The organism is Henriciella litoralis, assembly GCF_002088935.1.
GTDB classification, from domain to species: Bacteria; Pseudomonadota; Alphaproteobacteria; order Caulobacterales; family Hyphomonadaceae; genus Henriciella; species Henriciella litoralis.
In genome coordinates this window covers 1,832,208-1,846,333 of sequence record NZ_NCSS01000006.1, presented here as the reverse complement: position 1 = coordinate 1,846,333, position 14,126 = coordinate 1,832,208, and the positions used below count along the sequence as shown (strand labels likewise).

General features: G+C 55.9%; 11 protein-coding genes. 7 read left to right on the top strand and 4 right to left on the bottom strand.

Annotated features, from left to right (window positions below; genetic code table 11):
* Positions 1 to 29: 29 nt before the first annotated feature.
* Complete coding sequence (locus B8783_RS12445) at positions 30 to 1,463, bottom strand: protein adenylyltransferase SelO family protein (RefSeq protein WP_084420436.1); 1,434 nt, start codon at positions 1,461 to 1,463, stop codon at positions 30 to 32.
* A gap of 265 nt (positions 1,464 to 1,728) precedes the next feature.
* On the opposite strand from B8783_RS12445, the gene B8783_RS12440 reads away from it, so the two are divergent.
* Both B8783_RS12440 and galE read left to right on the top strand, forming a co-directional pair.
* A complete protein-coding gene (locus B8783_RS12440; protein WP_084420435.1) occupies positions 1,729 to 4,608 on the top strand; it encodes a TonB-dependent receptor domain-containing protein in 2,880 nt (959 codons plus the stop codon).
* A gap of 173 nt (positions 4,609 to 4,781) precedes the next feature.
* Positions 4,782 to 5,780, top strand: coding sequence for a UDP-glucose 4-epimerase GalE (gene galE, locus B8783_RS12435; RefSeq protein ID WP_084420434.1), 999 nt, complete (start codon positions 4,782 to 4,784; stop codon positions 5,778 to 5,780).
* Positions 5,781 to 5,783: 3 nt separating this feature from the next.
* On the opposite strand, the gene cysQ is transcribed toward galE, so the two are convergent.
* Entirely contained in the window at positions 5,784 to 6,584 is an 801-nt protein-coding gene (cysQ, locus tag B8783_RS12430) for a 3'(2'),5'-bisphosphate nucleotidase CysQ (RefSeq protein ID WP_084420433.1), read from the bottom strand.
* 44 nt (positions 6,585 to 6,628) lie between these two features.
* Positions 6,629 to 7,591: a Gfo/Idh/MocA family protein gene (locus B8783_RS12425; RefSeq protein ID WP_084420432.1), complete on the bottom strand. Its 963-nt coding sequence runs from the start codon at positions 7,589 to 7,591 to the stop codon at positions 6,629 to 6,631.
* Positions 7,592 to 7,834: 243 nt separating this feature from the next.
* Here B8783_RS12425 and cysD point away from each other — a divergent pair, with 243 nt between their 5' ends.
* Genes cysD through B8783_RS12410 form a run of 3 tightly spaced genes read left to right on the top strand, consistent with a single transcriptional unit; the run spans position 7,835 to position 11,277 of the window.
* Positions 7,835 to 8,737, top strand: a complete 903-nt coding sequence (gene cysD, locus B8783_RS12420) for a sulfate adenylyltransferase subunit CysD (RefSeq protein WP_084422085.1) — start codon at positions 7,835 to 7,837, stop codon at positions 8,735 to 8,737.
* A complete protein-coding gene (gene cysN, locus B8783_RS12415; RefSeq protein WP_084420431.1) occupies positions 8,737 to 10,641 on the top strand; it encodes a sulfate adenylyltransferase subunit CysN in 1,905 nt (634 codons plus the stop codon). The genes cysD and cysN overlap by 1 nt, the downstream gene beginning before the upstream one ends.
* 51 nt (positions 10,642 to 10,692) lie before the next feature.
* Positions 10,693 to 11,277: a hypothetical protein gene (locus B8783_RS12410; protein WP_084420430.1), complete on the top strand. Its 585-nt coding sequence runs from the start codon at positions 10,693 to 10,695 to the stop codon at positions 11,275 to 11,277.
* 31 nt (positions 11,278 to 11,308) lie between these two features.
* Here B8783_RS12410 and B8783_RS12405 read toward each other — a convergent pair whose 3' ends face one another.
* A complete protein-coding gene (locus tag B8783_RS12405) occupies positions 11,309 to 12,307 on the bottom strand; it encodes a glycosyltransferase family 2 protein (RefSeq protein ID WP_233355878.1) in 999 nt (332 codons plus the stop codon).
* A 163-nt stretch (positions 12,308 to 12,470) separates the two neighbouring features.
* Here B8783_RS12405 and rfbC point away from each other — a divergent pair, with 163 nt between their 5' ends.
* Together rfbC and rfbB are read left to right on the top strand one after the other, a co-directional pair.
* Positions 12,471 to 13,058 (top strand): dTDP-4-dehydrorhamnose 3,5-epimerase, encoded by a 588-nt coding sequence (gene rfbC / locus B8783_RS12400; RefSeq protein ID WP_084420428.1) that lies wholly within the window; start codon positions 12,471 to 12,473, stop codon positions 13,056 to 13,058.
* Complete coding sequence (rfbB, locus tag B8783_RS12395) at positions 13,055 to 14,110, top strand: dTDP-glucose 4,6-dehydratase (RefSeq protein ID WP_084420427.1); 1,056 nt, start codon at positions 13,055 to 13,057, stop codon at positions 14,108 to 14,110. Before rfbC ends, rfbB begins: the two co-directional genes overlap by 4 nt.
* The last annotated feature ends 16 nt before the right edge of the window (positions 14,111 to 14,126 follow it).

The following is a 14,126-nucleotide window of genomic DNA, read 5'->3' as shown; positions in this document are numbered from 1 at the left end:
GCAGCGGAAAATAGTGTCGCAGGGGAAGCTTATGCCTCTTTTGGTGGGGCTTCAAATGGGATGTCGAGCGCCTGACGCGCGGCCTCTATGTCAGCGAGCGTATGCTCGAAAACTGACCAGTCGTCTTTGTCCGCAATCGGATCCCAGAGGCCTTCAACGTCATCGACGAGGAGGGTGACCGGGGTTTCTCGCTGCCAGTAGGCGTGGATGAGACGCTCGGGACGGTCCGGCGTGCGGGCCTCAAGCGCCTCGCGCACGGGGGCAAAGCCGGGCGTTTCATACTGCGAGGCGATCGGACTGCGGGCGGCCCGTTCAGCGCTTTTAGTCCCGCAGAACCAGTCAAAGAAGACTTGCGCCCAGGGCACCTGCGTTTCTGACATCCAGTTGTAGAGGCTTTGCAGGAAAATAAGATCGGATTTGAGGCCCCCTGCGCTTTTGAGGCCGAACAGCTTCAGATTGTGATCGGCGAGCGCGTGTTGATAAGCGGTCTCATACGTTTCGAGTGCGGCGGTCAGCGGGTCAGCGTCGCAAACCAGCGTGAAGGTCGAGGCCAGCTGCTGGAGCGCCCAGAGGCCTTGGGTCGGCTGACGCCCGAAACGGTAGAGGCCCTGTTGGTCGAAATAGGCCGCGGTGAAGTTCGGGTCCGAATGGGGCAGAAAGCGCCAGGGCCCATAGTCAAAGCTCTCGCCGGTTATGTTGAAATTATCGGTGTTCATGACGCCATGCACAAAGCCCGTCGCCATCCACTGGGCGATCATACGCGCGGTTTCGCCGGTGATCCGCTCCAGAAGAGCCGGAGCCATGACGGTGATGTCTGTGTCGAGCGTTTCGGGGTAGTACGTCTCCGCGCAGTGGCGGATCAGCCGGGCGAGGTTCTCGGTTTCGCCGAGATAGGCGGACCGCTGGAACGTGCCGAACCGGATATGGCTGTGCGACAGCCGAACCAGGACGGCAGACCGAGTGGGCGAGGGCTCATCATTGCGCTGCAATTCGTCGCCCGTTTCGACCAGGCTGAAAGGTTTTGAAGTTTTGACGCCATGCGCTTCAAGATATTGTGCTGCCAATACTTCACGCACGCCGCCTTTTAGTGTGAGCCGGCCATCTCCACTTCGTGACCACCGGGTCTGGCCTGAGCCTTTTGTGCCGAGGTCGAGAACGCGGCCTGTGTCATCACGTAGCTGGGCAAAGAGGAAGCCGCGCCCGTCGCCGAGTTCAGGGTTGTAAACGCCGAACTGGTGGCCGTGATACCGCATGGCGAGAGGATGCGGGAGATTCTCACTCAATGGCTCGAAGCGCGCAAAGCTATTTAACCACGCCTCATCGCCCAATTTTTCCAGTCCTACACGGCTTGCCCACCGCGTGTTGCGAAAACGCAACACGGCCATGCGAAAATGCGCAGGCGATGCTGCGTCTGCGAAGGCATCGGCCAGGGGCAGGAATTCAGGGGCTGCAGAATAGATCATAAGGGTTCGATGGCAGCTTTGACCCGCTCCAACAAGACATTGTGCATGTAAAATTCCATTCCCCGCCAGAAACACAGGTCCAAGCACCACTAGAACAATGTAGTAAAGTACATTCAATATTGAAATATTGTTCCAAGTCTTCGCAAGAATCTGTTGCGATGCAGCACTGTTTGTTTGTTGATTTCGCACTGCTTAACGGCAGTGTGCGCAGGGAATCCGTCCCAAAAAAGAAGGCGGATCGGCAAACCCTGCGGAGGAAATATTCATGAGGTCATTCAACAGATTGCTATTCGCAACATCTTCAGTTGCCTTGCTGGCGGCTGGTGTTGCGCATGCGCAAGACGCCACACTACGCCAGAAAACAGTTACGGTTACGGGGTCTGCAATCGCGGGCACACCTGAAGATGCAGCGCTGCCCGTGGACGTCCTGACGGCCGCCGATCTGAAGCTTGAAGGGTCTCCGAGTGTTACGGAGCTGATCCGGAATCTCGGCGTCTCTTCCGGTGTGGACGGTCAGACCAACCAGTTCGCCTCAAACGGTCTGGAAGGCACATCGAACGTCAACCTGCGCGGCCTTGGCCCGGCTCGCACGCTGGTTCTTATCAACGGTCGGCGTCAGGTTTTCTCGCCGCCAGCCATTGGCGAGCAAGCGCAGCTCTTTGTTGATACCAACATGATCCCGTCCGCGGCGATCAGCCGGATCGAAGTTCTGAAGGACGGCGCGGCGGCAATTTATGGCTCCGATGCCATCGCCGGCGTTGTGAACTTCATTACGCGCGACGATTTCGAAGGCTTTGAGGTTGGTGGATCGTTTGAGACGTTTGACGGCTCGGACGGCAATTACACCGTATCTGCTGCTTATGGTCTTAAGGGCAACAACTGGAACTGGGTCACGTCGGCGGGTTACCAGATGCGCTCCGAAGTGGGGCTGATCGAGAAAGATTGGGCGACGCCATTGCTCGATGAAAACCCGGTGGCCGGCTATTCGTCTTTGTCGAACCCGGGCCGGTTCGTGACGATCGGTGCGCTCCCCGGTGGCGGTTTTGGAGTGACTGGCAACGTTCGTGATGAGGGCTGTGTGCCGCTTGGCGGACAAATCGCTTCAGACGGCCAATGCCGCTTCCAGTTCACTCAGTTTGACAATCTGATCGAGAAGGAAGAGCGGTTCCAGATCTTCTCCGAGTACAATCGCGATATGTCGATCGGCGACTTCCACCTGGAAGTGCTCTACGGCGAGTCAGATGTGCCGGAGTGGAAGACATCACCATCCTATCCGCCACAGGCTCTGACGAACCAGGTCGTGTTCCCGAGCCATCCGGGCTGGCAGCAATATATCGCCGATAATCCGGGTACTGCGCTGGATACGGCCATCCAGGCTCTGTTCATTGGCCGGGTCTATGGTTGGGGCGGCTTTCCTGGCACCGATTACGGGGCACAGGAAGGCTTCCGCAAGCACAAAACCTGGCGGGTGGCGAGTTCCCTGCAGGGCGAGTGGAGCAATGGAATCAGCTATGATTTCGGTCTTGGCTATTCGACTTCTGAACTCGACTCGAAAACCAACGATACATACATCGTAGGTCTGACGGCGGCCCTTCAAGGCTTTGGCGTCTGTACCAATCCAATTGACGGGACGGATCCGGCAACTGGCACCCAGCCATTCGCGGCTGGCTACACAGGGTCGCTCACTGCGGGTACAGGCGCATGCGAATACTACAACCCATTCTCCAATGCCATTCCGGCAGGGGCAATCAATGGCAATGCCAACCCGCAATACAATCCGGCGCTTGAGAACTCTCTGACGCTAGCTGACTGGATGACGGATGGCGGTGTTGAAGGCACGACCACCAATGAACTGACCGTCTTCGACGCCGTCTTTTCCGGACAGAGCGGCGTTCAGGCCGCTGGAGGGTCTGTTGGCTGGGCCGCTGGCTTCCAGCTCCGCCATGAAACCCGTACGGGTGAACCAACGCCTCTTACGAATTTGAACATCACTCCGGGACCGGGCGGAACGGGCGCGTTCTCATTCCTCGCGGGCACGGTGCCAACCGATCGGGATCAGACGATCTATGCGATCTTCGGCGAAGTTCAGATTCCGCTATTCGAAAACCTCGATATCCAGCTTGCGACGCGGTTCGAAGACTATGGCGGCGATGTTGGTTCAACCTTTGACCCGAAAGTTGCGGCCAAGTGGCAGATCAATGACTACTTCGCGCTTCGCGGGTCTGCTCAGACCTCGTTCAAAGGTCCGACGCTCAACCAACTCGGCGGTGTGGGAACGACACTTCAGTTCGTCGCTCCAACCTCTGCCTTCAAGGCGGTTGACCAATTCGGTAACTCCGGATTGGCACCTGAAAGTGCTTTCAGCTTCAACCTTGGTGCCCTTTTCGAACGTGGCAATTTCTCCGCTTCGGTCGATTATTACAATTTCGACTTCTCGGACCCAATCATTGTCGAGGAGCAGTCGAACATTGTCGCTGCAGCAATTGCGGCTCTTGGCACGCCAACGACAGATGACGATGATATCCTCAACCGGATTTCGTTCACCGACAACAATGGCGACGGCATCAACCAGGCCAACGAAATTTCCCGTATCCGCGTGAACGTGGTCAACGGGCCTGACATCAAGACGTCCGGTCTCGACTTCCGGATTCAGAATGTCTGGGATAATTTCGGCAATGGTGCTGAGCTCACGATCGGCGCGGATTCAACATACGTTATTGAATACGATGTCGACCCGTACTTCGTCGAAGGTGTTCCGATCGGCGGCGGCGACTATGCTGGGCAGTTCAACCGGTCCAACTTCACCCGGTCCATGCCGCAGTTCAAAGCTAACGCCTTTGTCAACTACAGCCTCGGTGCGCACAATGTGCGCGGCGTGGTGCGCTACATCAACTCTTACGATGATGAGCGTCCGGCGGCGGACCGCGGCGGTGTCTATGGTTCGATTGACAGCCAGACGACGCTTGATGGGTACTACACCTATTCAAGTGACTCGCTGGGCCTAGATCTAGGCCTCTCCGTGGTCAATATCATGGACGAAGATCCGCCAGCAGCCGCGTTCGACCTGAACTATGATCCGTACACGCACAATCCGTTCGGCCGTACGTTCAAGATCAGCGTGACCAAGCGGTTTGGTGGCAACTAGTCTGTCGCCTTAACAGACCAGATATGAAAGGGCGGTGCTTCGGCATCGCCCTTTTTCAATTCTGTGCCGCATGAGATCTTTGGACCTTGGGGAAAAAGTCTCTATGCCGGACGACAAGGAATCCGGGGCTCTTCCCGATGAAGGGAAGGCCCCTCAGCACTAGGCAGGGCGTGATGAGCAAAACCGTATTGGTCACCGGCGGCGCAGGCTATGTCGGCAGCCATAGTTGCAAGGCGTTTTCAGAGGCGGGATGGGACGTTGTCGTCTATGACAATCTCTCACGCGGCTGGCGCGATTTCGTGCGCTGGGGCGAGCTGATCGAGGGCGACCTGCATGACAAGGCCCGGTTGAGCGAGGTCATGGCTCGGGTCAAGCCCGATGCGGTGGCTCATTTTGCGGCCTTTGCCTACATCTCAGAGTCGATGAAGGATCCGGGGCTCTACTATCACAACAATGTTTCCGGCACATTGAACCTGCTGAAGGCAATGAAAGCGGCTGGAACGCAAAACCTCATCTTCTCGTCCTCCTGCGCGACCTATGGCATTCATCCGCAGTTGATCACTGAAGAGACAGTCCAGCAGCCGATCAATCCGTACGGTGCCTCGAAACAAATGGCGGAGCGGGTGATACAGGATTTCGGCATGGCACATGGCATCCGCTCTGTGATCCTGCGCTACTTCAATGCTGGCGGCGCTGACCCCCACGGTGAAATCGGCGAGCGGCACGATCCCGAGCCGCATGTCATACCACTCGCCATTATGGGCGCGATGGATGGAACGTTCACATTCACCATTAATGGCACGGATTTCGACACGCGGGACGGCACGCCCGTGCGTGATTATGTGCATGTCAGCGACCTGGCCGATGCGCACTGGCGGGCGCTCGACTATCTCGCGGCAGGTGGCGCTAGCGACGTCTTCAATCTTGGTACTGGACGGGGGGTTTCTGTATCTGAGCTTGCCGATGCGGTCGAACGGGTTGCAGGTAAGCCTGTCCCACGCCAGCCTGGCCCGCGTCGTCCCGGTGATCCGCCATCGCTTGTCGCTTCGGCGGAGAAGGCAGAGCGCATTCTGGGCTGGAAGCCCTTGAATTCCGATATCGACACGATCGTCGAGACCGCCTGGGACTGGCATCGCCGCGACAATCATCGCTCGACGCCTGACAATGGCTAGGGCTCAGGCGCTGAGCGGTGTCACATCGCCGTAGACGATGAAGTGGGGATTGTCGTAGCCACGCTCGCGCTTGCCATAGCGAAGCGGCACGCCGTCTTCGGTCAGTACCCGGGCGCCAGAGGCTTCTGCAACCGCCTGGCCTGCCGCCGTGTCCCATTCCATTGTCCGGCCCATGCGCGGATAAATGTCCGCTTCGCCGGCGCCTACCAGACAAAGCTTCAGGGATGAGCCGGCAGAAATAATTTCGGCCACGTTGAATTTCTCAAGGAACTCATCGGTTTCCGGAGACCGGTGTGATTTCGAGGCGATTGCGGTCAGACCAGCCTCTGGGGCTTTGCGAATTTGCATTGGAAGTCGAGCGTCACTTGCGGGAACCGCTTCACCCGGCTTCACCTCCGCCTGCCAGGCGCTGCTGGGCGACTCCGCCATGAATATACGATTAAGGGCAGGCGCAAAGACGACGCCCATGACCGGTTTTCCGTGCTCGATGATCGCGATGTTCACAGTGAACTGGCCGTTCTTGTTGACGAATTCTTTCGTGCCGTCGAGCGGATCAACGAGCGCGAACCGTTGGCCGTGTTCCGGAACTTGGCCAGACGCGGCGGCTTCCTCGGCAATCACATCAAGCTCTGGATCGGCCTCTGCGAGCATTTTAAGGATCAGCGTTTCAGCCTTCTGATCTGCTTCGGTTACCGGCGATGCATCATCCTTGCGATCTACTTCGAAGTCTGTGGAGTAAATCTCCATGATGAGGGCGCCAGCGTCTATCGCAATACGGGCAAGTTGTTCGGGCGTAAGGCTCATATTATCCCCTGAATATTAGCTGGAGCGGTGTGTCCGGGTGGAGCTTATGCCCACCTTTCGGTGGCGGCGCAAATCCGCTGGGCGATATTCATTGCGTCGAAGGCCTGATGACTGGTTCCGTGCTCAATTTGTCGCCGACCTTCCATCGTATCGAGCATTTCAGCGATTTCACTCTCGGCTGTCAGGGCTTTTTCGAACGTTTCGACCGTTTCATCCGGATTGGGCAGCTTTGAGCCATCTTCTCCGCTCACCGCCTTCGCGCTGACCAGCACTTCGGGGCCATAGCCCGGCAGGCCGGGGAGGTGTCCATCAAGCCACAGATAGCCCTTTTCAAACCCTAGTTCGAGCCGGAAGGTCTGTCGCCAGGATGTCGATGAGCAATGGAGTTGCGCGATCGTGTTGGCGCCTGTTCTCAGAAGCGCAAAAAGGTTCTGATCATGCGGGGCGTCGGCGTCGCTCATGGCTTTAACGGTCTCGAACGGGCCGCAAAAGTGATGAAGGAGGTCAAGCATGTGAATGCCATGGCCGATCAGTATGCCTTCACTGCGTGCATCGATACCGGGAAGACCGGCGTGACCGTAAATCGCCCGGGCCGTCAGCAACTTGCCGAGCTCGCCTGAACTGGCCAGCTGAGACGCTTTTTTGACGCTTGCATGATAGCGCAGCGTGCTGCCAAATTTCAGAATGGCGCGGCTGGAGCGCTCGGCGGCGCGGAGGTTCACGATGTCTTCGACAGAGCGGGCGCCCGGCAGTTCTGTCAGCACGTGAAGCCCGCTTTCAAGCAAGCCAAGCGAAGCAGAATAGGCCAGATGTGCGGGCAGGGCGACAATGACGCCGTCAACCTCGTCCGGTTTGATCAGGTCCCTCCCGCCACGTGTTCCGGCCGTCTCGACATCGCTGACCGAAAACACCGGCCCGAGCTCTGCATTGGGATGCCGACGGATCGCCTCGCAGCGCGATGCGCACAGCCGACTATCTCCGAAAACGGCGAAACGCAAAGCGGTCATTCCGCGGTCACTCTCTGTTTGTCCAAGATGACGTCGCGTATCTGGTTCAAGGATTGGCCGCAACACCTGCAACTGCTTGGCGTTGAGTTATTTGTGATGCATAAGCAGCCAGTTTTGAATACTGTTGCTTCAAGACCCTGCAATCTCGAAGAAATTGCCTTCTGTCTGTTGACGATAGAGACGTTGATCGCCATTACGCCGATTGACACCAAGACCGCGGGCGCAAATGATCCTGGAACACCTATGACAAAACTGACTCATCTTGACCGGCTAGAGGCCGAGAGTATCCATATATTGCGCGAGGTTGCAGCGTCAGCTCAAAACCCCGTGATGATGTATTCGATTGGCAAAGACAGCTCTGTCATGTTGCATCTCGCCCGCAAGGCTTTTTATCCCGGTCCAATCCCTTTCCCGCTGCTTCACGTCGATACGACCTGGAAGTTCAGCCAGATGATCGAGTTCCGCGATCGGCTTAAGGACGACCCGCAAACGAATCTCCTGGTTCACATTAATCAGGAAGGTGTTGAACAAGGTGTCGGACCATTTACGCACGGGTCGGCCGTTCACACGGACATCATGAAGACGCAGGGCCTGAAGCAGGCGCTCAACGAGTACAAGTTTGACGCAGCCATTGGCGGCGCGCGGCGTGACGAGGAAAAGTCACGCGCCAAGGAGCGCATCTTCTCCTTCCGCTCTGCGCAGCATCGCTGGGACCCGAAGAACCAGCGCCCTGAACTCTGGTCTCTCTATAATACCCGGATCAAGCCGGGCGAGAGCGTTCGGGTATTCCCTCTATCGAACTGGACCGAGCTCGATATCTGGCAGTACATCTACCAGGAAGAAATCGAACTTGTTCCGCTCTACTTCGCAAAAGAGCGGCCGGTGGTTGAGCGTGACGGCATTCTGGTGATGGTTGATGATGACCGACTTCCGCTGGAGCCGGGCGAAGAGCCGATGATGAAGAAGGTGCGGTTCCGTACCCTCGGCTGCTACCCGCTAACCGGCGCCGTGGAATCTTCAGCAGCGACGGTCACCGAGATCATTGAAGAAATGCTGCGGACCACAACGTCCGAACGCGAGGGTCGTGCGATCGATAAGGATGCCCCGGCCTCAATGGAAATGAAGAAGCAAGAGGGCTATTTCTAATGGCCGCATATGCTGCACCAGAATTCACCGATATTGAAGAATATCTCGAGAGCCAGCTGAACAAGTCGCTATTGCGGTTTATTACCTGCGGCTCTGTCGATGATGGCAAGTCAACACTCATCGGGCGTTTGCTCTATGAGTCAAAGATGATCTTCGACGACCAGCTTGCGTCGCTGAAGAATGAGTCAAAGAAGTTCGGCACGCAGGGCGAAGAGATTGACTTTGCGCTTCTCGTTGACGGTCTTGCGGCCGAGCGCGAGCAGGGCATTACAATTGACGTTGCCTACCGCTTCTTCTCGACTGATCTGCGTAAGTATATTGTGGCCGATACTCCTGGTCATGAACAATATACCCGCAATATGGCAACCGGGGCCTCAACGGCCGATCTGGCGATCGTGATGATTGATGCGCGCAAGGGCATCCTGACGCAGACCCGGCGCCACAGCTTCATTGTTTCGCTTCTCGGCATCAAGAATGTCGTGCTTTGTATCAACAAGATGGATCTCGTTGACTACAAGCAAGAGGTCTACGACCAGATCCTCGCGGACTATACTGAATTTGCTGAGCCGCTTGGGTTCGACAAGGTTCAGGCCATTCCGGTTTCCGCTCTGGCGGGCGACAATATCGTCGAACCAAGCGACCGTACCCCCTGGTATGATGGTCCGCCGCTCATGCGATATCTGGATACGGTTGAGATCCAGTCGGACGCCCAGGATAAGGCATTCCGTATGCCGGTTCAGTGGGTCAACCGTCCGAACCTCGATTTCCGCGGTTTTGCCGGTCAGATTCTGTCGGGCCGTGTGAAGCCGGGTGACAAACTGCGCGCGCTGCCCTCAGGAAAGTCGAGCAAGGTTGCCCGTATTGTCTCGATGGGCGGGGATATGGAAGAGGCCGTTGAAGGCCACTCCGTTACGCTGACGCTTGAAGATGAGATCGACATCTCACGTGGCGACGTCCTGTGTGCAGACCAGTCTCCTGCCGAAGTGTCTGACCAGTTTCAGGCCACGCTTCTGTGGATGTCCGATAATGCGATGCTGCCCGGGCGCTCTTATGTGATGAAAGTGGGCGGCCGTGAGTGCCAGATCCAGATCACGGAACAGCGCTACAAGATCGATGTGAATACGCGAGCCCACGAAGCAGCCAAGACGCTTGAGTTGAACGAAATCGGTGTCTGCAACATCGCGCTTGACCGCGAGATTGCATTTGATCCGTATGACGATAACCGCCGTATGGGTGGTTTCATCGTGATCGACCGTATGACCAACGAAACCGTTGGTATGGGGCTGCTGAACTTCGCACTGCGCCGCGCCTCCAACATCCATCGTCAATCGATGGACGTTTCCAAGGCCGTGCGGGCTTCGATGAAAGGCCAGAAGCCGTTGATCCTCTGGTTTACGGGTCTGTCTGGTGCCGGCAAGTCGACGATTGCCAACCTTGTCGAAAAGCGACTGACGGCGATGGGCAAGCACACTTATTCGCTGGACGGTGACAATGTTCGTCATGGTCTGAACAATGACCTTGGCTTTACCGATGCTGACCGGGTGGAAAATATCCGCCGCGTTGGTGAGGTCTCCAAGCTGATGCTTGATGCAGGTCTGATCGTTCTGGTATCCTTCATCTCACCCTTCCGGGCCGAGCGACGTATTGTTCGGCAAATGGTTGATGAAACGGAGTTCTGGGAAGTTCACGTCGATGCGCCACTTGAACTCGCCGAGAAACGCGATGTGAAGGGGCTCTACAAGAAGGCGCGTGAAGGCAAGATCAAGAACTTCACGGGTATCGATAGTCCCTATGAAGCACCGGTTGATCCAGAGTTGCATATCGAAACGGATAAGCTGACGGCCGAAGCTGCCGCAGATTTGATCATCCAGCGTCTAGAAATAGCCGGATTTATCGATCACTAGCAATTCGTACCTAAGGCTTAGGCGGATCAATCAATTGAGAGGATATGCAGTATGAGAATTGCAATTTTGACGGGAGTTCTGGTCCTGGGCCTAGCCTCATGTGATCAGATTGGCCTCGGTGGTGACAAGTCGACCAAACAGGAGGCCTCGCCGAAAGTCGAGCCAGAGGTCTCGACTTCCGCTGAAACCGTCGAAGTCGAAACTGCCGCCAAGCCTTTCACGATCACCTATGATCAGGACCGCATCGATGGGATGCTTGTGCCTGATACTTTGAGCGTGGCTCTGAATGAGGATTCCACAATCACGGTGTCTGGCACGGCAGAGGGCGATAAGTCCGGCGGAAGAACGTCTGGCGCGGCCTTCATCATTCCACCAGGCTATGTTCGTGACATGGCGGGCCAGAACGTAACGATATCCTGGCGCGCAATGGGCGAAGCTGGCTCTTCTATGCGGGTAGCATACTCCACCGCCGGTTCAGGCAACAGTGGATGGCAGTCTTTCGACCTGACTGATACCATGTCAGAATATTCGTTCGACTATAAACTCGGCGACGCCAATGCTGGGCGCGATTTTATCGGCATAATGCCGGTGAACGGCCCTGTTACGTTGGGGGAAATAACTGTTTCGCCGAAGTAATTGGAATTCGCCCCCCCTACGACGGCATCTATTATGGCTTCCCTGCAATCTTGTCTGATCGCTTGATCGGCCAGACATGAACTTTTCGTCCGTGTAATTGTAGGGGATTCCAGCTCATGGCGCTGATTATTTCCAGAGTTGATGCTGTTCTGGCTTTCTGAATGACTTTCCTGCGGCGCATAGCTGCAGGAAAGTTTTTCAAACCTTCCAAGACACCGTGCCGCATGGCTTTCGCGTACGGTTTCCCGAATGCCCGGACATAAAGGTAAAGCGTCGCAAGAATGTGGCCAGGTAACGTTGCGATGAGTGCAGCGGCGGGCATGTTTGCCAGATATGTCGAGAGGCGATTTCTGGTCCCCAGCCTTATGGTGAAGGCGCTGTGACGGCCGGTAATGGCGCTGGCATGATGGTGGACAATAGCCTCAGGCAGGAAAACGCAGCGCTGTCCCTGTAGGCGCAGCCGGAAGCCGAGGTCCACATCCTCACAATAACAGAAAAAAGACTCTTCAAAACCGCCCACCTCAAGAAAAGTCGCGCGGTCAATGAGCGAGCTGGCGCCGCAGGGTGAGAAACACTCACCTTCGGCGGGAAGCTCTGCCAATGAGCGGCCAAATCCGCCTCGCCACGGCACTCCAAGGATAAAGTAGCAGTCGCCTGCGCCATCAATTATGTCCGTATCATTTGCGTCGATCTGAGCGCTTGCAAACATCCGCACATTGGGGTGGCGCGCGACCCCCTTTTCCAATTGCTCCAGCCAGTCCCGTTGCGGTTCAGTGTCCGGATTCAGGAGCGCCAACCAGTCACCCGATGCCATGTTTGCCGCCAGATTGTTTGCGCGCGCAAAGCCGCAATTCTCATCCATTCGAACCAGCCGCGCACCTGGCAGCCGAGAGAGGTCCAGAGCGTCGGCTGAACCGTCTGTAGATGCGTTGTCGACGATGATAACTTCGTCCGGGGGACGGCTCTGTAGACACAGGTGATCAATCGCAGCGCCGATAAATTGCCCACCATTATAGTTGACAATAATCACGCTGATCTTGCCGCAGCTTACAGATGACAATTTGGTTTCCTCGCAGAGCTGCTTTGTACGCGGTCAGGCGCGAAATTTGGCTACACCGATCCCAACATATGGGTAGATATTGTCGGATTAGTCCACTATAGCTTGACCCGGTAAAAGCTAGTGAGAAATTCAATTGATACAACCGCTCGACATTCCTGAGGTGAAGCTTATCACGCCAAAAAAAATTGGTGATGACCGAGGTTTTTTCTCCGAAACTTTCAATCAGGCTTCATTGGTCGAATCGGGTGTTGATCTCAATTTTGTTCAAGACAATCATTCCTATTCTGCTGCTAAAGGCGTGCTCCGGGGACTGCACTATCAGGCGCCGCCATTTGCTCAGGACAAGCTGGTGCGCTGCACTAAGGGGAGGATCTACGATGTCGCCGTCGATATCAGAAAAGGTTCACCGACATTTGGGCAGTATGTAGGCGCCGAACTGAGTGAGGAAAATTGGACGCAAATACTGGTGCCGAAGGGGTTTGCGCACGGATTTATTACGCTGGAAGATGGCTGCGAAGTTCAGTACAAGGTTACCAATTATTATTCGAAAGAATGCGACCGGAATATTGCCTGGAACGATCCAGACATCGCAATCGAATGGCCAATCGATCCAGAGTTAATAACGTTGTCTGACAAAGACACGAACGCGCCGCTGCTTTCCAAGGTGGATCTGGTTTTCACGTATGAAAGTGAGCATGCGTCTGGGGGCGCTGGACAATGAAATTACTCATCACTGGCGGTGCCGGCTTCATCGGGTCGGCATTGTGCAGATATGTCATCGAAGAAACAGACCATAGCGTCGTAAATGTCGACAAGTTGACCTATGCGGCGAATTTGGACTCGGTTTCGAGCATTGCCTCTGATGAACGTTACGCCTTTGAACGGGCGGATATCGCTGACGCTGATGCGATGGCGGATATTTTTGCGCGCCATGCGCCAGATGCCGTTATGCATCTCGCGGCCGAGAGCCATGTTGACCGGTCCATCACGGGCGCGGCAGATTTTATCCAAACCAACATAGTTGGATCGTTCGTATTGCTTGAGGCAGCGCGGGCTTATTGGGACAAATTGCCGTCTGGTCGAAAAGACCAATTCCGGTTCCTGCATGTATCGACCGACGAGGTTTATGGCTCGCTTGGCGCGGAAGGCCTCTTCACTGAGAAGACGGCATATGATCCGAGCTCGCCATATTCTGCCTCGAAGGCTGCCTCTGACCACCTCCTGACGGCGTGGCACAGAACATATGGATTTCCCGGGCTGATATCGAACTGCTCGAATAATTATGGCCCGTACCACTTCCCCGAAAAGCTCATTCCGCTGGTCACGCTTAATGCGATGCAAATGAAGCCTCTGCCCGTGTATGGTGATGGGTCAAATGTGCGCGACTGGCTTTATGTCCGCGATCACGCGCGCGCACTGCTCCTGATTCTGCAGAAAGGCGCATTGGGCGAAAAATACAATGTTGGCGGAAACAATGAGCGTACGAATTTGCAGGTTGTGCACGCCATATGTGATACGCTTGATGAGATGAAACCGGCTGACCGTTCGCGAAGAAGCTTGATCGAGTTCGTGACGGACCGGCCGGGCCACGATGCCCGCTATGCGATCGACTCCACGCGGCTTCAAAGCGAGCTTGGCTGGAAACCGGAAGAGAATTTCGAAAGCGGCCTCGCCAAGACTGTCGCCTGGTATCTTGCAAATGAGCGATGGTGGAAGCCATTGCGCGAAGCAAAATATGACGGCCAGCGTCTCGGGCTACTGAAACATGCCTGATTCAAACCGACGACCG

Excerpts from the sequence above, each read along its gene's own strand:
- B8783_RS12425 (WP_084420432.1), bottom strand. The coding sequence starts at position 7,591 with ATGACCGCTTTGCGTTTCGCCGTTTTCGGAGATAGTCGGCTGTGCGCA.
- galE (WP_084420434.1), top strand. The coding sequence starts at position 4,782 with ATGAGCAAAACCGTATTGGTCACCGGCGGCGCAGGCTATGTCGGCAGC.
- cysN (WP_084420431.1), top strand. The coding sequence starts at position 8,737 with ATGGCCGCATATGCTGCACCAGAATTCACCGATATTGAAGAATATCTC.
- B8783_RS12440 (WP_084420435.1), top strand. The coding sequence starts at position 1,729 with ATGAGGTCATTCAACAGATTGCTATTCGCAACATCTTCAGTTGCCTTG.
- cysD (WP_084422085.1), top strand. The coding sequence starts at position 7,835 with ATGACAAAACTGACTCATCTTGACCGGCTAGAGGCCGAGAGTATCCAT.
- B8783_RS12445 (WP_084420436.1), bottom strand. The coding sequence starts at position 1,463 with ATGATCTATTCTGCAGCCCCTGAATTCCTGCCCCTGGCCGATGCCTTC.
- rfbB (WP_084420427.1), top strand. The coding sequence starts at position 13,055 with ATGAAATTACTCATCACTGGCGGTGCCGGCTTCATCGGGTCGGCATTG.
- B8783_RS12410 (WP_084420430.1), top strand. The coding sequence starts at position 10,693 with ATGAGAATTGCAATTTTGACGGGAGTTCTGGTCCTGGGCCTAGCCTCA.
- cysQ (WP_084420433.1), bottom strand. The coding sequence starts at position 6,584 with ATGAGCCTTACGCCCGAACAACTTGCCCGTATTGCGATAGACGCTGGC.